Genomic DNA, 20,213 nt, shown 5'->3' on the forward strand with positions numbered 1-20,213 from the left:
GCGATTGTAACGCCTCCTTGCGCAAACTGTTACCTGCCTGGGTCAAGTCCGCGGCGGTTCGGTGCGCGCAAAGCTGGCGCGCTGGAACAGCGCATCCACCAACTTCACCAACTGCGGCCGGGTGGCGCACCAGCCCGGCGCCACCCGGCGAAAGTTCAGGTAGGCAATGGCGCAGGCCGTAGAGATGGTCGCCAGATTGACCTCGTCACCGCGTAGCGTTCCGTCCGCCGCGCAGGCTTCCAGCCTGTCGAGGCCGCGCGCCACTTTCTCCCGCTGGCGGAGCAGCTCTTGCTCTGACTGTTGGGCCGCAGGGCGAGCTTTTTCGCGCACCAGCGCCTGGGCGGCCTCCATCACCCCATCTGCCAGCGCCTCAAGCTGGCGCATCCTGAGAGCGGCTCTGGGATCGGCGGGAATCATCGGCGGCGCCACGCCCAGCAGCTCGAGATACTGCGCGATAACCGGAGAATCAAACCAGCATTCGCCGTCATCTGTCACCAGCGCCGGCACTTTGCCCAGCGGGTTATAGCGCGACACGCCGTTGCTTTCGCTGTAGGGGGATTCGTTGACAAATTCAAAAGGGATGCGCTTTTCCAGCAGGATCACCGATATTTTGCGCACAAAGGGACTGGTGTAGCTGCCGATCAGTTTCATAGCCTGCTCCTTATCGCCAACAAAGATATGAGTATGGCTCAGGGCGAGGTAAAAGGCAGGTGAGCATCCCGCTCAACCTGCCGCCGATCGCATTAATGGTCGAGATAGAGGTAGTGCATCCAACTGGTCATGCGCAGCAGCACTTTACGCATCACCGAAACGTGGGCGAAATGGTCGGAGTAGACCGCCACCTGCGCATAGATGCCATCGGGTAGTGCATCGATTTCGGCATTCGGATCGAGCTCAATGGTCGCCAGCACGCCATCGCTGCCCGGCGTCACGGTCAGCGACTGCAACGCCCCCTGCGCCTGATAGGTTCCCCCCGGCACCACCGGTAAAATGCTCACCAGTTTGCCGTGGAATACCTGTCCGGGCAGGGCATTAAACACCGCTTCCGCGTCGTCGCCCTTCTCCAGCCTTAACAGCGAATTTTGCCTGAACTGGGCGACGATCAGCCTTTTTTGCTCAGGGATAAACACCATCACCGGCCGCAGCGGCAGCGAGGCAGCGTAGGTCCCCGGACGGATCAACACTTGAGTGATATACCCATCGCTGGGCGCCCGCACGGTAGTCTGGTCGAGATTGTACTTCGCCTCCGCCAGCTGGGCGCGCAGGCTAACCACCTGCGACTGCTCGCCGTTGATCATGCTATCCAGCTGGCTCTGGATCTGCGCCTGTTCCGCCACCGACGCCTTGACCAGCGCGTCCTGGGCCAGATAATTCTGCCGGGCGTTATCGATGTCGCTTTCTGAGAACGGATTCACCCGGGCCTGGCTCCCTTTCAGGTAACGTTGATAGTCTTTATATAAGCGATCGCGTTCCGCCGATACGCGGGTGGTGTTGGCCTGGGCTTCAGAGAGCTGCGCCTTGAGGGTGTTAATACTGTGCAGCGCTGTCACCAGGTCGGCCTGCAGACGGTCGACCCGCGCCTGATAGCGCGCCGGGTCAATAGTAAAAAGCACCTCGCCCTTTTTGACGCGCTGATTCGCTTTGTCGGTGACGCTGTCAACTACTCCGGTAACCTGCGGCGTGATAGGAATAGATATCACCGCCTTTTGCGCCAGAAAGGTGTAAGGGTGGTTATAATTCATTAATAAAATAAGCGCGCTAACAATAAATACGCCCCCCAGCGCCGCGGTGGGAACTGTCCATTTATTTACCGGTATTTTGAAAATTTTAAATATCGACCAGGCGATAGCCACGTAGGTCAAAATTATCAACAGATCCATAGTTTATTTCTCCGCCGCAGAGGTGGACTGTGGCCGCTGGATGGCCGCCACCTGATGCTCAAGGTCGCTCAGTCGTTGGCGAAGCTGTTGTATATCGCTTTCTTTTTCAGGTTCGTCGGGGTCCGTATTCGCCTTATGCTGCATGCCCCAGCCGCGCTCAGGTTGGTACAGCGTGGCCCATATCCATAAAAACGGCCAGATGACATGGAGAGTAAAAAGACTGACCCATCCGGCGACATGAATAGCATCGGAATGGGGGTGGTTGCGTTTTTTGGCAATCAAATAAGGAATATCGTGAATAACGATAATCCCATAAAAAATGACCAGAAAAACGAAGATCAGAACACCCAGCGCAAAATAATTGAGAAACATAATTCCCTCGGCTTTACGCTAATAATTTATATAAATTTTATTCACGCCCCACTGACATCCGGGCCGCTGATTTGAGCATAATTCACCCCTTTCATTTTTGCCATCCGGTGGAAAAAAGTTATTTAACCAACATGGTTGCTTAGTTACACAGCCACCTCGCCCTGGCCGCAAAACCGGGCCGAGATCACAGCGGCGAAAATCCACCGCGAAATTCTTTGTGATCAAAATCACAAACAAACAACAAAAACACGAAACAAAATTGTGACAAATATCACACAAAATCGCAGATTAGCGGCAAAAACGACGGTCTGTTGTTTTTTTACACAGCAATTATGTGATCACAATCACTACAAAACCCACCGCGCACCCTATATTCATGTGATCTACATCACATAAAAAGGCGTTGGCTGGACAGCTAAACGATTCAGTGCCAGATTTCGCACTATCAATCAGGGCCCGGCTACCTCTGCCGCCACATTAACAACAAACCTCGGGCTTTTAGCCTGCGCGATACGCAAAACAGAAGAAGGGGTGTTTTATGTCATCCGATATCAAGATCAAAGTGCAAAGCTTTGGTCGTTTTCTCAGCAATATGGTGATGCCGAATATCGGCGCGTTTATCGCGTGGGGTATCATCACCGCGCTTTTCATTCCGACAGGGTGGTTGCCAAACGAAACGCTGGCGAAGCTGGTCGGTCCGATGATCACCTACCTGCTGCCGCTGCTGATCGGTTACACCGGCGGTAAATTAGTCGGCGGCGAACGTGGCGGCGTGGTCGGGGCGATCACCACCATGGGCGTTATCGTCGGCGCGGATATGCCGATGTTCCTCGGCTCCATGATTGCCGGCCCGCTGGGCGGCTACTGCATCAAGAAGTTCGATAACTGGGTCGACGGTAAGATCAAATCCGGTTTTGAAATGCTGGTGAATAACTTCTCCGCCGGCATCATCGGGATGATCCTCGCTATTCTTGCCTTCCTCGGCATCGGCCCGGCGGTAGAAGTTCTGTCGAAAATTCTGGCGGCTGGCGTTAACTTCATGGTGGCGCACGACATGCTGCCGCTGGCGTCTATCTTCGTGGAACCGGCGAAAATCCTGTTCCTTAACAACGCCATCAACCACGGTATCTTCTCGCCGCTGGGTATTCAGCAGTCCCACGAGCTGGGTAAATCCATCTTCTTCCTGATTGAAGCGAACCCGGGTCCGGGGATGGGCGTTCTGCTGGCGTACATGTTCTTTGGCCGCGGCAGCGCTAAACAGTCTGCAGGCGGGGCGGCTATCATCCACTTCCTGGGTGGTATCCATGAAATCTATTTCCCGTACGTGCTGATGAACCCGCGTCTGATCCTGGCCGTTATCCTCGGCGGGATGACCGGTGTCTTCACCCTGACCATCCTCAACGGCGGTCTGGTCTCTCCGGCTTCCCCGGGCTCTATCCTGGCGGTGCTGGCGATGACGCCGAAAGGAGCCTACTTCGCGAACATCGCAGCCATTATCGCCGCGATGGCGGTCTCCTTCGTGGTCTCTGCGGTTCTGCTGAAGACCAGCAAAGTCAAAGAAGAAGACGATATCGAAGCGGCAACCCGTCGTATGCATGACATGAAGGCGCAATCAAAAGGCGCCAACCCGCTGGCGGCAGGCAATGTCACCAACGACCTGAGCCATGTGCGGAAAATCATCGTCGCTTGCGACGCCGGGATGGGTTCCAGCGCCATGGGCGCCGGGGTACTACGCAAGAAAGTGCAGGATGCCGGCCTGAGCAACATCTCGGTCACCAACAGCGCGATCAATAATCTGCCGCCGGATGTTGACCTGGTGATCACCCACCGCGACCTGACCGAGCGCGCCATGCGCCAGGTACCGCAGGCGCAGCATATTTCGCTGACCAACTTCCTCGACAGCGGTCTCTACACCAGCCTGACCGAGCGTCTGGTGGCGGCCCAGCGCCACATCGACAACGAAGTCAAAGTCACTGATAGCCTGAAAGACAGCTTTGATGATACTGACAAAAACCTGTTCAAGCTGGGTGCGGATAACATCTTCCTCGGTCGCAAAGCGGCCACAAAAGAAGAAGCCATCCGCTTCGCCGGCGAGCAACTGGTGAAAGGCGGCTACGTTGAGCCGGAATATGTGCAGGCGATGCTGGACCGCGAAAAACTGACCTCGACCTATCTTGGCGAGTCCATCGCGGTGCCGCACGGCACCATCGAAGCGAAAGACCGCGTGCTGAAAACCGGCGTCGTCTTCTGCCAGTACCCGGAAGGGGTGCGCTTTGGGGAAGATGAAGACGATGTTGCCCGCCTGGTGATCGGCATCGCCGCCCGCAACAACGAGCACATTCAGGTGATTACCAGCCTGACCAACGCGCTGGATGACGAAACGGTGATTGAGCGACTGGCGAACACCACCAGCGTCGACGACGTACTGGCGCTGCTGAATAAATAAACAGACCGGTCCATTCCCTCTCCTTTTTGGAGAGGGTTTGGGTGAGGGGAAAAGCCTCACCCCAGCCCTCTCAGGTAAAAACATTAATTGAAGGTTACTACTATGAAAGCATTACATTTTGGCGCAGGTAATATCGGACGTGGCTTTATCGGTAAACTGCTGGCCGACGCGGGCATCGAACTGACGTTTGCCGATGTTAATCAGACCGTACTTGATGCCCTGAATGCCCGTCATAGCTACCAGGTTCACGTCGTTGGCGAAAATGAGCAGGTGGATACCGTCTCCGGCGTGAATGCCGTCAGCAGCATTGGCGACGAGGTCGTGGATCTGATCGCCAGCGTCGACCTGGTGACCACTGCCGTCGGTCCCGTGGTCCTTGAGCGCATCGCCCCGGCCATCGCCAAAGGGCTGGCGAAGCGCAAAGCGCAGGGCACCGAACGCCCGCTGAACATTATCGCCTGCGAAAATATGGTGCGCGGCACAACGCAGTTAAAAGGCCACGTATTTAACGCCCTGGCGGAGGAAGATAAGGCCTGGGTGGAAACCCATATCGGCTTCGTCGACTCCGCCGTTGACCGTATCGTGCCGCCATCGGCGTCCGCTACCCATGACCCGCTGGAAGTCACCGTGGAAACCTTCAGCGAATGGATCGTCGATAAAACCCAGTTCAAGGGCGAACTGCCGACCATCCCGGGAATGGAATTAACTGATAACCTGATGGCATTTGTCGAGCGCAAGCTCTTCACCTTGAACACCGGGCATGCTATAACCGCCTACCTCGGAAAACTGGCGGGCCACCAGACGATTCGCGATGCGATCCTCGACGAGAAAATTCGGGCCGTCGTGCAGGGCGCGATGGAGGAGAGCGGCGCGGTGCTGATCAAACGCTACGCCTTTGACCCGCAGAAGCACGCGGCTTATATCCAGAAAATTCTTGGCCGTTTCGAGAACCCGTACCTGAAAGACGATGTTGAGCGCGTTGGCCGTCAGCCGCTGCGCAAACTGAGCGCCGGCGACCGTTTAATTAAGCCGCTGCTGGGTACACTGGAATACGGCCTGCCGCACCGCAACCTGGTGAAAGGGATCGCGGCGGCGATGCATTTCCGTAGCGAAGACGATCCGCAGGCTCAGGAGCTGGCGGCGCTGATCGCCGACAAGGGGCCGCAGGCCGCGCTGGCCCAGATTTCCGGCCTTGACGCGGCAAGCGATGTCGTCGCGGAGGCCGTTAACGACTACAACGCGGTAAAATGATGCACAACCTGGCGCGACAGACGTCGCGCCCATTACGACTCCTGTCAGATATGCAGGCAATGATGGAAGAAACACAAGCATTTGAAAACCGTGTGCTTGAGCGTCTGAATGCTGGCAAAACCGTGCGAAGCTTCCTGATCGCCACCGTCGAGCTGTTAACGGAAGCGGTCAATATTCTGGTGCTTCAGGTGTTCCGTAAAGACGACTACGCGGTGAAATACGCCGTTGAGCCCTTGCTGGAGGGCAGCGGGCCGCTCGGCGATCTCTCTGTACGCCTGAAGCTGATTTATGGCCTTGGGGTGATAAGTCGTGCCGAATATGAAGACGCCGAGCTGCTGATGGCCCTGCGCGAGGAGCTTAATCACGACGGCAATGAGTACAGCTTTACCGACGACGAAATTATCGGTCCGTTCGGCGAACTGCACTGCGTCGCCGCCCTGCCGCCAACGCCGCAGTTTGATGACAGCGACGCCGAACTGCTGGCAATGCAGAAACTGCGTTACCAGCAGATGGTGCGTTCAACGATGGTGTTGTCCCTGACTGAGCTGATTTCACGAATCAGCTTAAAAAAAGCCTTCCAGAAATCAACGCTCTGATTCCGGCTCCGTCTGGTCGCAGGTCGGCCGGTAAAGCTGACGATAATATTCCAGACGCTGCAGAAACAACGCTTCCTTATCCTGCGGGATATCTCGCGGTACATGCTGCAGCCGCGGAGACTTTTTCAAATACTCCATAAACGCCTGACTGGAAGCCATAAAATCAACCGCTTTGTCGATTAAACGTGGTACGCCGTCGCCGATCTTTGCCATCACGTCCTCCTTTTGGGAATAATCTGATTAAGCATTAGCCAATTCACCGGCGTGGGTTAAGGAAAACGTGCTTATCTGCCGACCGGCTTCACAGAAATGAAATTAGAGCGGGTATCAGAAAGAATATTAATAAAATTCAAATTATTAGCAGGTTCAGGTATCGTATTCTGACGGCGATTAACGGCGAATTTTTGATAAATAGCTATCAACAATAGCGGTCACGGCACATACTATAGGCGAATGAAGCCCCTTTATTAACAGATCAAATCACCATGAAAGAAGTCGAAAAGAATGAAATCAAACGTCTGAGCGATCGTCTCGACGCCATCCGCCACCAGCAGGCCGAGCTGTCGCTGGTGGAAGCCGCCGATAAATACGCTGAGCTGGAAAAAGAAAAAGCCACTCTGGAAACGGAGATTGAACGTCTGCGTTCCGTCCAGAGCCAGAAGCTGAGCAAAGAGGCGCAAAAGCTGATGAGCCTGCCGTTCCGTCGCGCGATTACCAAAAAAGAGCAGGCCGATATGGGCAAGCTGAAGAAAAGCGTCCGCGGCCTGGTGGTCGTCCATCCGATGACCGCCCTGGGCCGGGAAATGGGTCTGAAAGAGATGACCGGTTTCGCCCGCAGCGAATTCTAATCCCCAGCCCTCTCCGTCCGGAGAGGGTTATTCTGACCTACCGCCACCCTTTTTCGTCCCCTGCCGGCAGATTGGTCCAACCAATAAATTCATCTACCCCCCAGCAGTTCACAAATCCATCAAAATGCATCACAAACCCGTTGCCTAAGAGTAACATCTGGTTAACCATTCGTTGTCATCAACCCTGCTATCCCTAATTGGCCGGGCCAATTTTACCTAAGACGGATTCGGCAATGAGCGCAGACTCAGCCCACACGTCCTGGCGGCCCGATGGAGACCCTGCATGAATCTCTGGCAACAAAACTACGATCCCGCCGGTAATATCTGGTTATCCAGTCTTATCGCATCGCTACCGATTCTGTTTTTCTTTTTTGCGCTGATTAAGCTCAAACTGAAAGGCTATCTCGCCGCTACCTGGACCGTTGCGATCGCCCTGGCCGTCGCATTGCTGTTCTATAAAATGCCGGTGGACCGCGCCCTGGCCTCGGTAGTGTATGGCTTCTTCTACGGACTGTGGCCCATCGCGTGGATTATTATCGCCGCGGTCTTTGTCTATAAAATCTCGGTGAAGACCGGACAGTTCGACATTATCCGCTCGTCGATCCTGTCAATTACGCCTGACCAACGCCTGCAGATGCTGATCGTCGGATTCTCGTTCGGCGCCTTTCTCGAAGGGGCAGCGGGGTTTGGCGCGCCGGTGGCGATTACCGCGGCGCTGCTGGTCGGCCTCGGGTTTAACCCGCTGTATGCGGCTGGCCTGTGCCTGATCGTCAACACCGCGCCGGTGGCCTTCGGCGCGATGGGCATCCCAATCCTGGTGGCCGGCCAGGTAACCGGTATCGACAGCTTCGCCATCGGCCAGATGGTGGGCCGCCAGCTGCCGTTCCTGACCATTATCGTGCTGTTCTGGATCATGGCCATCATGGATGGCTGGCGGGGCATCAAAGAGACCTGGCCGGCGGTGATGGTCGCAGGCGGCTCGTTCGCTATCGCCCAGTACCTCAGCTCTAACTTCCTTGGCCCGGAGCTGCCGGACATCATCTCATCGCTGGTCTCCCTGGTCTGCCTGACCCTGTTCCTCAAACGCTGGCAACCGGTGCGCATCTTCCGCTTTGGCGACATCGGCGCCTCGCAGGTGGATATGACGCTGGCCCGCACGCGCTACACCGCAGGACAAGTGATCCGCGCCTGGTCGCCGTTCCTGTTCCTGACCGCCACCGTAACCCTGTGGAGCGTGCCGCCGTTCAAAGCGCTGTTCGCGCCGGGCGGCGCGATGTATGACTTCGTCATCAATTTTTCGGTGCCGTTCCTCGACAAAATGGTCGCCCGCATGCCGCCGGTGGTCAGCGCCGCGACGCCTTACGCCGCCATCTATAAGTTTGACTGGCTGTCGGCAACCGGCACCGCCATTCTGTTCGCCGCCCTGCTGTCCATCGTCTGGCTGCGTATGAAGCCGAAAGACGCGCTGACCACCTTCGCCGGGACGCTGAAGGACCTGGCGCTGCCGATCTACTCTATCGGCATGGTGCTGGCGTTCGCTTTTATCTCCAACTACTCCGGGCTGTCGTCAACCCTGGCCCTGGCGCTTGCCCATACCGGCCACGCGTTTACCTTCTTCTCGCCGTTCCTGGGCTGGCTGGGGGTATTCCTGACCGGTTCGGACACCTCGTCTAACGCCCTGTTCGCCGCGCTGCAGGCAACGGCGGCACAGCAGATTGGCGTCTCCGATATCCTGCTGGTCGCGGCCAATACCACCGGCGGCGTCACCGGCAAGATGATTTCCCCACAGTCGATCGCCATCGCCTGCGCCGCGGTTGGCCTGGTGGGTAAAGAGTCGGATCTGTTCCGCTTTACCGTCAAACACAGCCTGATCTTCACCTGTATGGTGGGCCTGATCACCACGCTGCAGGCCTACGTTTTAACCTGGATGATCCCGTGATAGTGATGCCTAAACGCCTGGCCGACGATGTAGCCCGTCGCGTCCGGGCGCTGATTGAAGAACAACAGCTGGAGGCGGGCATGCGACTGCCCGCCGAGCGTCAGCTCGCCGCTCAGCTCGGCGTCTCGCGCAATTCCCTGCGCGAAGCGCTGGCGATGCTGGTCAATGAAGGGGTACTGCTGAGCCGTCGAGGCGGCGGCACTTTCGTCCGCTTTCAGCATGAGCCGTGGTCGGAGCAAAACATCGTCCAGCCGCTGAAGACGCTACTAGCCGATGACCCTGACTACAGCTTCGACATCCTCGAGGCCCGCCACGCCATCGAAGCCAGCACCGCGTGGCACGCGGCGATGCGGGCCACCGACGCTGATAAAGAAAAAATTCGCCTGTGCTTTGAAGCGACCCAGAGTGAAGACCCGGATATCGCCTCGCAGGCGGACGTCCGCTTCCATCTGGCCATCGCCGAAGCCTCGCATAACGTGGTGCTCCTGCAAACCATGCGCGGCTTTTTCGACCTGCTGCACTCCTCCGTCAAGCAGAGCCGTCAGCGTATGTATCTGGTGCCGCCGGTATTTGCCCGCCTGACCGAACAGCACCAGGCCGTCATGGAGGCGATTGTCGCCGGCGACGCCGAGGCGGCGCGCCAGGCGATGATGGCCCACTTAGGCTTTGTCCACGCCACCATTAAACGTTTTGATGAAGACCAGGCCCGCCAGGCGCGAATTACCCGCCTGCCCGGCGATGCTATTGATAATTCCAGGGAGAATTCGTGATGATTATTTCCGCCGCCAGCGACTATCGCGCCGCCGCCCAGCGTATCCTGCCGCCTTTCCTGTTCCACTATATCGACGGCGGGGCTTACGCCGAACATACCCTGCGCCGCAACGTGGAAGATCTCTCCGACGTGGCGTTACGCCAGCGTATTCTGCGCAATATGTCGGACCTGAGCCTCGAGACCACCCTCTTCAACGAGAAGCTGGCGATGCCGACGGCGCTGGCGCCGGTGGGGCTGTGCGGGATGTACGCCCGCCGCGGCGAAGTGCAGGCCGCCGGCGCAGCGGATGACAAAGGTATTCCGTTTACCCTCTCCACCGTTTCCGTCTGCCCAATCGAAGAGGTCGCCCCGACCATCAAGCGGCCGATGTGGTTCCAGCTGTACGTTCTGCGCGACCGCGGCTTTATGCGCAATGCGCTGGAGCGCGCTAAGGCGGCGGGTTGTTCAACGCTGGTCTTTACCGTCGATATGCCGACCCCCGGTGCCCGTTACCGCGACGCCCATTCCGGCATGAGCGGCCCGAACGCCGCCCTGCGCCGCTACTGGCAGGCGGTCACCCATCCGCAGTGGGCATGGGACGTTGGCCTCAACGGCCGTCCGCACGATCTGGGGAATATCTCCGCCTATCTCGGCCAGCCGACCGGCCTGGAGGATTACATCGGCTGGCTGGCGAATAACTTCGATCCATCGATTTCATGGAAAGACCTCGAGTGGATCCGTGATTTCTGGGACGGTCCGATGGTGATCAAAGGGATCCTCGACCCGGAGGACGCCCGCGACGCGGTGCGCTTTGGCGCCGACGGTATTGTGGTCTCCAACCACGGCGGCCGCCAGCTTGACGGCGTGCTCTCCTCCGCTCGCGCCCTGCCGGCAATTGCCGACGCCGTGAAAGGCGACATTACCATTCTCGCCGACAGCGGCATCCGCAACGGTCTCGACGTCGTGCGGATGATCGCCCTGGGCGCCGACAGCGTACTGCTGGGCCGCGCTTACCTGTACGCCCTGGCGACCCATGGCAAGCAGGGGGTGGCAAATCTGCTGAATCTAATCGAGAAAGAGATGAAGGTGGCGATGACCCTGACCGGCGCGAAAACCATCGCGGACATTAGCCGTGATTCGCTGGTGCAGAACGCGGAGGGGCTGCAGACCTTCGATGCGCTGAAGCAGCATAACGCGGCATAAGCTGCGCCGTTGTGCTCTCTCTCCTCACCCTCTCCGTCAGGGAGAGGGAACCGTCCGGCAGCCAGGCTAGCGGTAGCGTTCGCCTTAACCTCCGTCCAGGTAAAGTACCGAAGGTTGGGTGAGTCCTTTTACCCGCGTCCTCCGGCCCACCGGCCGGCGCCGGTTTTCCCCCTCTCCCTCAGGGAGAGGGCCGGGGTGAGGGTTGACCAAATATCTGCTATTCTGCCCCCCGCAATTAAGGGGGCAGTATGCTGAACATCGTGTTATTCGAACCAGAGATCCCGCCGAACACCGGGAATATTATCCGCCTGTGCGCCAACACGGGCTTCAGTCTGCATATCATTGAGCCCATGGGCTTCACCTGGGACGATAAGCGCCTGAGACGCGCCGGACTGGACTATCACGAGTTCACCGCCGTGCAGCGCCACGCCGATTACGCGGCGTTTCTCGCCAGCGCACAGCCGCAGCGCCTGTTCGCCCTGACGACCAAAGGAACCCCGGCGCACAGCGCGGTGAGCTATCAGGATGGCGATTTCTTGATGTTTGGTCCGGAAACCCGCGGTCTGCCGGCGAGCATCCTTGATGCCCTGCCGCCGGAGCAGAAAATTCGGATTCCGATGATGCCGGACAGCCGCAGCATGAACCTGTCAAACGCGGTGTCGGTGGTGGTGTATGAAGCCTGGCGCCAGCTGGGCTATCCCGGCGCTGTGCTGCGCAGCTAACCTGAGCGATTCCGGATTGCAGCGCACGGCGCCTTATCCGGGCGACAGGCTGGCGGGATGAGATCGTAGGCCCGGTAAGCGCAGCGCCACCGGGCAAGACGTTAAATCCCGTCGCCGTACTCGAAAGTGTGGTGAATACCGTTGAAATGCTGATCCATATCCATCGCCGGCTTATCGCTCTCCGGCTTGCCGACGATGCGCGCAGGAACACCTGCGGCGGTGGTATGCGGCGGCACCGGCTGCAGCACCACTGAGCCTGCGCCGATTTTTGCCCCACGCCCGACTTCGATATTGCCGAGGATCTTCGCTCCGGCGCCAATCATCACGCCTTCGCGAATTTTCGGGTGACGGTCGCCGCTGGTTTTACCGGTACCGCCGAGGGTGACCGACTGCAGAATAGAGACGTCATCCTCAATCACCGCCGTTTCACCAACCACAATACCGGTGGCGTGGTCGAGCATGATCCCGCGGCCGATTTTCGCCGCCGGGTGGATATCCACCTGGAAAGAGACGGAGACCTGGTTTTGCAGGAAAATCGCCAGCGCGCGCCGGCCCTGCGTCCACAGCCAGTGGCCGATACGATAGGCCTGCAGAGCATGGAAACCCTTCAGATAGAGCAGCGGCGTGGAGTATTTATCCACCGCCGGGTCACGCGTGCGCACCGCCTGAATATCGCAGGCGGCGGAGGCGATCATTTCCGGGTCGGCGGCGTAGGCTTCTTCCACCACTTCGCGAATGGCGATCGCCGGCATAATCGGGGAAGCCAGCTTGTTGGCCAACATATAGCTCAGTGCGCTGCCCAGATTTTCATGCTTGAGTAACGTTGCGTGGTAAAAACTGGCGAGCATTGGCTCACAGTCAGCCAGAGCCCGGGCTTCGGCTTTAATATTATTCCAGACGATATCCAGTTCTTCACACGGCATTGCATACTCCAGGCGATATGGTAATGACCTGCCAGTTCTGCGCTGGCAGGGTCATTCAGGTGACAAAGGAAAGCTAATTGCTGCTGCGCTCGTCCTTGCGGGCGCGACCCAATAAGGTCAATGCTGCCTCGCGCGCAATTTTTCCGCAATACAATACCTGATAAATTTCCTCGGTTATTGGCATTTCGACACCTAAACGCTGTGCCAGAACGCGAACTTCCTTGGTATTGCGGTAGCCTTCAACCACCTGGCCAATCTTTTCCTGGGCGCTTTGCACGTCCATCCCCTGGCCGAGCATCATGCCGAAGCGACGGTTACGGGACTGGTTGTCGGTGCAGGTGAGCACCAGGTCACCGAGGCCGGCCATCCCCATAAAGGTTTCCGGGTCGGCGCCCAGCGCCGCGCCAAGGCGAGACATTTCCACCAGGCCACGGGTAATCAGCGCCGTCCGCGCATTGGCGCCGAAGCCGATGCCGTCCGACATCCCCGCCCCGATGGCGATGACGTTTTTCACCGCGCCGCCGAGTTGTACGCCGATAAAGTCCGGGTTGATGTAGACGCGGAAGCTCTTGCCGCAGTGCAGCAGGTGCTGCAGATCCTCGGCAAACTGCGGATCCGTCGCCGCCAGCGAAATCGCCGTCGGCAGGCCGGCGGCCAGCTCTTTGGCGAAGGTTGGCCCGGAGATCACCGCCAGCGGGATATCATCGCCCAGCGCTTCACGCGCCACGTCCTGCAGCAGACGACCGGTTTCGGCCTCAAGGCCTTTGGTCGCCCACACCAGACGCGCGTCAGGACGCATCAGCGGTTTAATCTGGCGTAACACCTGACCAAACACATGGCTTGGCACCACCACCAGAATATCGCGGCTGGCGGCCAGCGCGGTGGCCAGGTCGCTTTCAAGATGCAGCGTATCCGGGAAAGGCACATCGGGAAGGAACGCGGCGTTGCAGCGATCGTGTTGCAGCGTCGCGATATGTTTCGGGTCATGGCCCCAGAGCACAACGTGGTGGCCATTTCTTGCCAGGGTGATGGCAAGAGCGGTGCCGTAAGAGCCGGCACCGATCACAGTCATTGCAGCATTAAGTGCGTTCATCAGGCATCCTGATGTTGTTCAGCACCTTCGCCAGCCTGCTGCTGCAGATAGTTCATAAACAGCGCGTCGAAGTTCACTGGCGCAAGGTTAAGTTGCGGGAAGGTACCGCGGGAAACCAGGCTGGTGATGCACTCGCGCGCGTACGGGAACAGAATGTTCGGGCAGTATGCGCCAAGGCAGTGCGCCATCTGGGTGCCTTCGATGCCGTCGATGGAGAAAATACCGCCCTGCTGTACTTCGCAGAGGAACGCGGTCTCTTCGCCCAGAGCGGCGGTCACGGTTACACGCAGCACCACTTCATAAACGCCTTCAGCCAGCTGGGTGGAGGCGGTATCCAGATCAAGTTTAACTTCCGGCTGCCAGTCTTTCTGGAAAACTTGCGGCGCGTTCGGCGCTTCAAAAGAGATATCTTTGGTATAGATACGCTGGATCTGGAAGGTCATTTCGGTGCTGTTTTGTTCTGACATAGTAAAACCCTTTCGTGTTGTCCTTAAATACGCGCTTCCGGCAGGGAAAGCGCGCAAAAATTAGCGCAAGAGGGGATCAAGTCCACCACGTGAATCAAGCGCATACAAGTCGTCACAGCCGCCAATGTGCTGCGCATCAATAAAAATCTGCGGAACCGTCGTCCGTCCGCTGCGCTGGATCATCTCCTCACGCTTCGCGGCATCGCCATCGATCGGCAACTCATGGAACGTTACGCCTTTGCTGTTCAGCAGCGCTTTCGCGCGGATGCAGAACGGGCAGGTCGCTTTGGTGTAGATCTCAATATTGGCCATGACTTCACTCCTGTTATTACCCTGAGGGTTTTACGCCGCAGCCTGTGTTCCCCTCACGTCAGGCGCGACGGGGAAAACGCGGCGGCATCACCACGCGGGGTAAGTTATTTGCCACGTACCAGAGGGAGGTTTTCGCCGCTCCAGCCAGCAATGCCCTCTTTCAGTACAAAGACTTTTTCAAACCCGGCTTTGTTCAGCGCGTTGGCTGGCTCTTGCGCCTGCATGCCGGAACCGTCTACCACAATAATGGGTTGCGATTTGTGTTTTTCCAACTCGCCGACGTTATTCGCTTTGATATCGCTGGGCAGCAGGTTGATGGCGCCGGCAATATGGCCTTTACGGAAATCGTCACGCTGACGCAGGTCGACCACTACCGCGTCTTCTTTATTGATAAGACGCGTCGCTTCACCACGGGTGATGACTTTAACTTTCGACATCAGGCCCTTGAAGGTGGTGAACAGCACCGCCCCCAGCAGCGCGATCCACGCGATGCTCAGAACAGGGTGACGGCCGATGAATTGCATAATTTCTTGCATGGGGGGTTACAACTCCCGACTAAGTGAGAAAAAAACCAGGAAAGGAGTATACCTGTGCCTTGCGGCAATTACAGCCAGTGAGCGCGATGTAATGTATTTTCTGCGGGCGGCGGCGAAAAAAAGCCGTTCTCGCTGACGCGCCGCGGACTGGCCGCTCCCTTTCTTTGATCTTTCACGGGGATTTAAACGATTCAGCTGTAGTAAAATTACGCAAAATTTCTGTCTTTGAGCATGAGGTTGTCGCAATGTCGGTTACTAAAAAACCTATGGTACTGGTGATTCTGGATGGCTACGGCTATCGCGAAGACCAACAGGATAACGCCATTTACAGCGCTAAAACGCCGGTAATGGACGCCCTGTGGGCCAAACGTCCGCATACCCTGATCGATGCATCCGGCCTGGAAGTTGGCCTGCCGGACCGTCAGATGGGGAACTCCGAAGTGGGTCACGTCAACCTGGGCGCCGGTCGTATCGTCTATCAGGACCTGACCCGTCTCGATGTGGAAATTAAAGAACGCACCTTCTTCGCCAACCCGGTACTGACCGCCGCGGTCGATAAAGCGGTTGCCGCCGGCAAAGCGGTACATATCATGGGTCTGATGTCGCCAGGCGGCGTCCACAGCCACGAAGATCACATCATGGCGATGGTGGAGCTAGCGGCAGAGCGCGGCGCTGAGAAGATCTACCTGCACGCCTTCCTCGACGGCCGTGATACGCCGCCGCGCAGCGCGGAAAAAACGCTGGCGACATTCGAAGCCAAATTTGCCGCGCTGGGCAAAGGCCGCATCGCGTCGCTCATCGGCCGCTACTACGCCATGGACCGCGACAACCGCTGGGATCGCGTTGAGCAGGCCTATGACCTGATGACCCTGGCGAAAGGCGAATTCCAGGCCGATACCGCCGTCGCCGGTCTGCAGGCTGCCTACGCCCGTGACGAAAACGACGAGTTCGTGAAAGCGACCGTGATCCGCGCCGCCGGCCAGGCCGATGCGGCGATGGAAGATGGCGATGCGCTGATCTTCATGAACTTCCGTGCTGACCGCGCGCGCGAAATCACCCGCGCCTTCGTCAACGCCGACTTCGACGGCTTTGCGCGTAAGAAAGTGGTTAACCTCGACTTCGTGATGCTCACCGAATATGCCGCCGACATCAAAGTCGCCTGCGCCTACCCGCCCGCCTCGCTGGCCAATACCTTCGGCGAGTGGATGGCCAAGCACGATAAAACCCAGCTGCGCATCTCCGAAACTGAAAAATACGCCCACGTCACCTTCTTCTTCAACGGCGGCGTAGAAGAGCCGTTCAAAGGCGAAGAGCGGATTCTGATTAATTCGCCGAAAGTAGCGACCTACGATCTGCAGCCGGAAATGAGCTCCGCCGAGCTGACCGAGAAACTGGTCGCGGCCATCAAAGGCGGCCAGTACGACACTATCATCTGTAACTACCCGAACGGCGATATGGTTGGCCATACCGGGGTGATGGAAGCCGCCGTAAAAGCCGTTGAAGCGCTGGATCACTGCATCGATCAGGTGGCGCAGGCGGTGGAATCCGTTGGCGGTCAGCTGCTGATCACCGCCGACCACGGTAACGCCGAGCAGATGCGCGACCCGGCCACCGGTCAGGCGCATACCGCCCACACCAACCTGCCGGTTCCGCTGATCTACGTCGGTAACAAAGCGGTTAAAGCGGTCAATGGCGGCAAACTTTCCGACATCGCCCCAACCATGCTGTCGCTGATGGGAATAGAAATCCCGCAAGAGATGACTGGCAAGCCGCTGTTCATCGTGGAATAATCCTTCCCCATGAGGGGAAAGGCGACGTATTCAACTACATGGATCGCAACGGCAGTTCGATCCGTCCTTTACGCCAGCGCGCTCAGCGCTGGCGTATTACTGTGCGCGTCATCTGCGCACGCCGACGATCGCGATCAGCTTAAGTCCATCCAGGCCGACATCGCCGCCAGGCAGCGGGCGATTAAGCAGCAGCAGCAGCAGCGCGCAAGCCTGCTCGCCCAGCTCAAAGCGCAGGAAGAAGCGATCGCCGCCGCGGCCCGCAAACTGCGCGAAACCCAGGACAACCTGAACCAGCTCAATAAGCAGATTGACGAAATGAACGCCTCTCTCGCCAAGCTGGAGCGCCAGCGCGCGTCTCAGGAGCGTAACCTCGCCGCGCAGCTTGACGCCGCGTTCCGCCAGGGGCCGCATACCGGCATCCAGATGGTGCTGAGCGGTGAAGAGGGCCAGCGCAATCAGCGGATGCAGGTCTACTTCAGCTATTTCAACCAGGCCCGTCAGGAAACCATCGCGGAACTGAAGAAAACGCGCGAAGAGATGGCGGTGCAAAAGTCGATGCTCGAAGAGAAGCAGAGCCAGCAGCAGACGCTGGTCTACGAGCAAAAAGCTCAGCAGGCGAAGCTGGAGCAGGCGCGTAACGAACGGAAAAAGACCCTTTCCGGACTGGAATCCTCCATTCAGCAAGGTCAGCAACAGTTAAGTGAATTGCGGGCTAACGAATCGCGCCTACGCGGTCGTATCGCCCAGGCGGAGGCTGCCGCCAAAGCCCGAGCCGATCGGGAAGCACGCGATGCGCAGGCGGTGCGCGACCGCCAGCAGGAAGCATCGCGCAAAGGCACCACCTATAAACCAACGGAAAGCGAGCGTTCGCTGATGTCACGCACCGGCGGACTGGGCTCGCCGCGCGGTCAGGCGTTCTGGCCGGTTCGCGGTCCGCTCCTTCATCGATATGGCGAACAGCTGCAAGGTGAACTACGTTGGAAAGGGATGGTTATCGCCGCGTCTGAAGGCACCGAAGTCAGAGCCATTGCCGATGGTCGGGTCATTCTGGCCGACTGGCTGCAGGGCTATGGTCTGGTGGTGGTGGTCGAGCATGGCAAAGGCGACATGAGCCTGTATGGCTATAACCAAAGCGCGCTGGTCAGCGTCGGTACGCAGGTGCGTGCCGGTCAGCCTATCGCGCTCGTAGGCAGCAGCGGCGGTCAGGGCCGTCCGTCGCTCTATTTCGAAATTCGCCGCCAGGGTCAGGCGGTCAATCCACAGCCGTGGTTGGGAAGATAAGTTTTGCTTCAATTTCGCGCAATTGCTCTTGCCGTAGCCGGTTCGCTGGCTCTGGCGGCGCCAGCGTTCGCTGGCAAACTCTCCATCGTTATTGACGATTTTGGCTACCGCCCGCAGACCGAAAATCAGGTGCTGGCGCTGCCGTCCACTATCTCCGTCGCCGTGCTGCCGAACGCGCCGCACGCCCGGGAAATGGCCACGAAAGCGCATAATCTGGGCCATGAAGTGCTCATCCACCTGCCGATGGCGCCGCTCAGCAAACAGCCGCTGGAAAAAGACACCCTGCGTCCCGAAATGAGCAGCGAGGAGATCGAGCGCATCATTCGCGAGGCTTACGGCAAAGTCCCCTACGCCGTCGGGCTGAATAACCATATGGGCAGCGCGATGACCTCCAACCTGTTTGGCATGCAGAAGGTGATGCAGGCCCTGGAGCGCTACAATCTCTATTTTCTCGACAGCGTGACCATCGGCAATACCCAGGCCATGCGCGCCGCGCAGGGCACCGGGGTGAAGGTGATTAAGCGCAAGGTGTTTCTTGACGATACGCAGAATGAAGCCGATATCCGCACCCAGTTCAACCGCGCCATCGCCCTGGCGCGGCGTAACGGTTCGGCGATAGCCATTGGCCATCCGCATCCGACGACGGTGCGGGTGCTGCAGCAGATGGTCTATAATCTGCCGCCGGATATCACGCTGGTGCGCCCGAGCAGCCTGCTCAACGTGCCGCAGGTCGACAATTCGACGCCAAACTACGCTCAGCCGCCCGCGCAACAAACGGCGCCGCAGCAGCAGAAGCCGCGTAATCCGTTCCACGGCGTGAAGTATTGCAAGCCGAAGCGCCCGCTGGAGCCCGTGAACGCCAGCCGCTTCTTCACTATCCTCAGCGACAGCATCAGCCAGAGCGCGCTGGTCCAGTACTATCGCCTCAAATGGCAGGGCTGGGACAATCCCGGCAACTAGACCACTCAGGGGTCCGTTCGCTTTTGCGCGACGGGCGCCTGGTTATCTTCGTGGGCGTACCACGCCTTAAAATATTTGAGAAAGCTGTAAAACGTGGCGTACAGGCCGGTGACCACGCCGACTTTGCCATAGCGCCACGCTCCGCTGAACAGATACCATTTAAAGAAAGCGCCAATGGCGCTGACGATCCCCCGCGCCAGCGAAGGTTTGATCTGCTGGTGCTTCACCAGCCGGGTGGTATAGCTGTTCAGCTTATTAAACACTTCATGCAGCGAATAAAAGGTGTCATGGCGTACAAAGCCCGGCAGCCTGACGGATCGCGCGTGTCCAACCACCTGGTCATCCACCGGCCGGTCGTTAAATCGCGCCTGCTGGCGGTTAAAGAGGCGCACCGGGTAATCCGGCGAGGAAATGGGGTAGATCGTCCGCACCTGCTTGCCGAGGACAAACCAGTAGCGCGGCAAACGCCAGGCGCATGCCGGGTCAGGCTCCTCCCCCGCTTTTAACGCCTGAATGGCCGACACGACGTCGTTATCAAGAATTTCATCGCTGTCCATGCACAGCACCCAGTCATGGCTGGCCAGCCCAATGGCATAGTTCATCTGCGCGCCGTGGGCTTTATAGGCATGGTGATGGACGGTGAGACCAAACTGCTGACAAATAGAGACCGTTTCGTCGGTGCTACCGGAGTCGACGACAATACACTCATCGGCCACCTGACCTGCCCCCACGATTAGATACAACACTCAGTTAGTAACGTCGGAATCTTCATTCTCAGAATGACCCTTTCTCCAGCCCGCTGCAAATTCAGACGGTGTCTGATAATTCAGCGTGGAGTGCGGG

The 20,213-nt window shown here is 58.2% G+C and carries 21 protein-coding genes; 11 read left to right on the forward strand and 10 right to left on the reverse strand.

Going from position 1 to position 20,213, the window contains the following annotated elements:
* Positions 1 to 42: 42 nt before the first annotated feature.
* The 3 genes from MKS11_RS21510 to MKS11_RS21520 all read right to left on the reverse strand — a co-directional run bounded on the left by MKS11_RS21510 (position 43) and on the right by MKS11_RS21520 (position 2,252).
* Positions 43 to 651: a glutathione S-transferase gene (locus MKS11_RS21510; RefSeq protein ID WP_017900037.1), complete on the reverse strand. Its 609-nt coding sequence runs from the start codon at positions 649 to 651 to the stop codon at positions 43 to 45.
* Between the two features lie 92 nt (positions 652 to 743).
* On the reverse strand, positions 744 to 1,880 hold the full coding sequence (locus MKS11_RS21515) for an HlyD family secretion protein (RefSeq protein WP_004205034.1): 1,137 nt from the start codon (positions 1,878 to 1,880) through the stop codon (positions 744 to 746).
* A gap of 3 nt (positions 1,881 to 1,883) precedes the next feature.
* A complete protein-coding gene (locus MKS11_RS21520) occupies positions 1,884 to 2,252 on the reverse strand; it encodes a DUF3302 domain-containing protein (protein ID WP_004205035.1) in 369 nt (122 codons plus the stop codon).
* A gap of 538 nt (positions 2,253 to 2,790) precedes the next feature.
* Between MKS11_RS21520 and mtlA the strand changes: the two genes are divergently transcribed.
* The 3 genes from mtlA to mtlR all read left to right on the forward strand — a co-directional run bounded on the left by mtlA (position 2,791) and on the right by mtlR (position 6,545).
* The gene (gene mtlA, locus MKS11_RS21525) at positions 2,791 to 4,698 is read left to right on the forward strand and encodes a PTS mannitol transporter subunit IICBA (protein WP_017900038.1); all 1,908 of its coding nucleotides are present in this window, start codon (positions 2,791 to 2,793) and stop codon (positions 4,696 to 4,698) included.
* A 102-nt stretch (positions 4,699 to 4,800) separates the two neighbouring features.
* On the forward strand, positions 4,801 to 5,949 hold the full coding sequence (mtlD, locus tag MKS11_RS21530; protein WP_004205038.1) for a mannitol-1-phosphate 5-dehydrogenase: 1,149 nt from the start codon (positions 4,801 to 4,803) through the stop codon (positions 5,947 to 5,949).
* Positions 5,949 to 6,545, forward strand: coding sequence for a mannitol operon repressor MtlR (mtlR, locus tag MKS11_RS21535; protein ID WP_025999221.1), 597 nt, complete (start codon positions 5,949 to 5,951; stop codon positions 6,543 to 6,545). Before mtlD ends, mtlR begins: the two co-directional genes overlap by 1 nt.
* On the opposite strand, the gene MKS11_RS21540 is transcribed toward mtlR, so the two are convergent.
* Entirely contained in the window at positions 6,534 to 6,758 is a 225-nt protein-coding gene (locus tag MKS11_RS21540) for a hypothetical protein (RefSeq protein ID WP_002922402.1), read from the reverse strand. The genes mtlR and MKS11_RS21540 overlap by 12 nt on opposite strands.
* A gap of 272 nt (positions 6,759 to 7,030) precedes the next feature.
* Between MKS11_RS21540 and MKS11_RS21545 the strand changes: the two genes are divergently transcribed.
* The 5 genes from MKS11_RS21545 to trmL all read left to right on the forward strand — a co-directional run bounded on the left by MKS11_RS21545 (position 7,031) and on the right by trmL (position 12,008).
* Positions 7,031 to 7,393, forward strand: coding sequence for a YibL family ribosome-associated protein (locus MKS11_RS21545; protein WP_002922410.1), 363 nt, complete (start codon positions 7,031 to 7,033; stop codon positions 7,391 to 7,393).
* Positions 7,394 to 7,676: 283 nt separating this feature from the next.
* Complete coding sequence (gene lldP, locus MKS11_RS21550) at positions 7,677 to 9,332, forward strand: L-lactate permease (RefSeq protein ID WP_004205040.1); 1,656 nt, start codon at positions 7,677 to 7,679, stop codon at positions 9,330 to 9,332.
* Positions 9,329 to 10,102 (forward strand): transcriptional regulator LldR, encoded by a 774-nt coding sequence (lldR, locus tag MKS11_RS21555; RefSeq protein ID WP_004205041.1) that lies wholly within the window; start codon positions 9,329 to 9,331, stop codon positions 10,100 to 10,102. The genes lldP and lldR overlap by 4 nt, the downstream gene beginning before the upstream one ends.
* Complete coding sequence (gene lldD / locus MKS11_RS21560; RefSeq protein WP_284109687.1) at positions 10,102 to 11,286, forward strand: FMN-dependent L-lactate dehydrogenase LldD; 1,185 nt, start codon at positions 10,102 to 10,104, stop codon at positions 11,284 to 11,286. The genes lldR and lldD overlap by 1 nt, the downstream gene beginning before the upstream one ends.
* 248 nt (positions 11,287 to 11,534) lie before the next feature.
* On the forward strand, positions 11,535 to 12,008 hold the full coding sequence (gene trmL, locus MKS11_RS21565; protein WP_004205043.1) for a tRNA (uridine(34)/cytosine(34)/5-carboxymethylaminomethyluridine(34)-2'-O)-methyltransferase TrmL: 474 nt from the start codon (positions 11,535 to 11,537) through the stop codon (positions 12,006 to 12,008).
* A 101-nt stretch (positions 12,009 to 12,109) separates the two neighbouring features.
* Here trmL and cysE read toward each other — a convergent pair whose 3' ends face one another.
* From cysE to MKS11_RS21590, 5 genes are all read right to left on the reverse strand, one after another.
* Positions 12,110 to 12,931, reverse strand: a complete 822-nt coding sequence (gene cysE / locus MKS11_RS21570) for a serine O-acetyltransferase (RefSeq protein ID WP_002922426.1) — start codon at positions 12,929 to 12,931, stop codon at positions 12,110 to 12,112.
* A gap of 73 nt (positions 12,932 to 13,004) precedes the next feature.
* Positions 13,005 to 14,024 (reverse strand): NAD(P)H-dependent glycerol-3-phosphate dehydrogenase, encoded by a 1,020-nt coding sequence (gene gpsA / locus MKS11_RS21575; protein ID WP_004205045.1) that lies wholly within the window; start codon positions 14,022 to 14,024, stop codon positions 13,005 to 13,007.
* The gene (secB, locus tag MKS11_RS21580) at positions 14,024 to 14,491 is read right to left on the reverse strand and encodes a protein-export chaperone SecB (RefSeq protein WP_002922428.1); all 468 of its coding nucleotides are present in this window, start codon (positions 14,489 to 14,491) and stop codon (positions 14,024 to 14,026) included. The genes gpsA and secB overlap by 1 nt, the downstream gene beginning before the upstream one ends.
* A 60-nt stretch (positions 14,492 to 14,551) precedes the next feature.
* The gene (gene grxC / locus MKS11_RS21585) at positions 14,552 to 14,803 is read right to left on the reverse strand and encodes a glutaredoxin 3 (RefSeq protein WP_002922429.1); all 252 of its coding nucleotides are present in this window, start codon (positions 14,801 to 14,803) and stop codon (positions 14,552 to 14,554) included.
* A gap of 104 nt (positions 14,804 to 14,907) precedes the next feature.
* Positions 14,908 to 15,339 carry a rhodanese-like domain-containing protein gene (locus MKS11_RS21590; protein ID WP_004205046.1) on the reverse strand — a complete coding sequence of 144 codons (432 nt, stop codon included), beginning with the start codon at positions 15,337 to 15,339 and terminating at the stop codon, positions 14,908 to 14,910.
* A gap of 245 nt (positions 15,340 to 15,584) precedes the next feature.
* Between MKS11_RS21590 and gpmM the strand changes: the two genes are divergently transcribed.
* From gpmM to MKS11_RS21605, 3 genes are read left to right on the forward strand one after another with little or no spacing between them, the layout of a single operon-like run.
* Positions 15,585 to 17,129 carry a 2,3-bisphosphoglycerate-independent phosphoglycerate mutase gene (gpmM, locus tag MKS11_RS21595; RefSeq protein WP_048293892.1) on the forward strand — a complete coding sequence of 515 codons (1,545 nt, stop codon included), beginning with the start codon at positions 15,585 to 15,587 and terminating at the stop codon, positions 17,127 to 17,129.
* Between the two features lie 9 nt (positions 17,130 to 17,138).
* Entirely contained in the window at positions 17,139 to 18,410 is a 1,272-nt protein-coding gene (envC, locus tag MKS11_RS21600; RefSeq protein ID WP_004205048.1) for a murein hydrolase activator EnvC, read from the forward strand.
* Positions 18,411 to 18,413: 3 nt separating this feature from the next.
* Positions 18,414 to 19,370 (forward strand): divergent polysaccharide deacetylase family protein, encoded by a 957-nt coding sequence (locus tag MKS11_RS21605; RefSeq protein WP_087771079.1) that lies wholly within the window; start codon positions 18,414 to 18,416, stop codon positions 19,368 to 19,370.
* 5 nt (positions 19,371 to 19,375) lie between these two features.
* Here MKS11_RS21605 and MKS11_RS21610 read toward each other — a convergent pair whose 3' ends face one another.
* A complete protein-coding gene (locus MKS11_RS21610; RefSeq protein ID WP_284109688.1) occupies positions 19,376 to 20,113 on the reverse strand; it encodes a glycosyltransferase family 2 protein in 738 nt (245 codons plus the stop codon).
* Positions 20,114 to 20,213 lie beyond the last annotated feature (100 nt).

It is taken from the genome of Klebsiella sp. K5-45 (assembly GCF_030128605.1).
GTDB lineage: Bacteria > Pseudomonadota > Gammaproteobacteria > Enterobacterales > Enterobacteriaceae > Klebsiella > Klebsiella quasipneumoniae.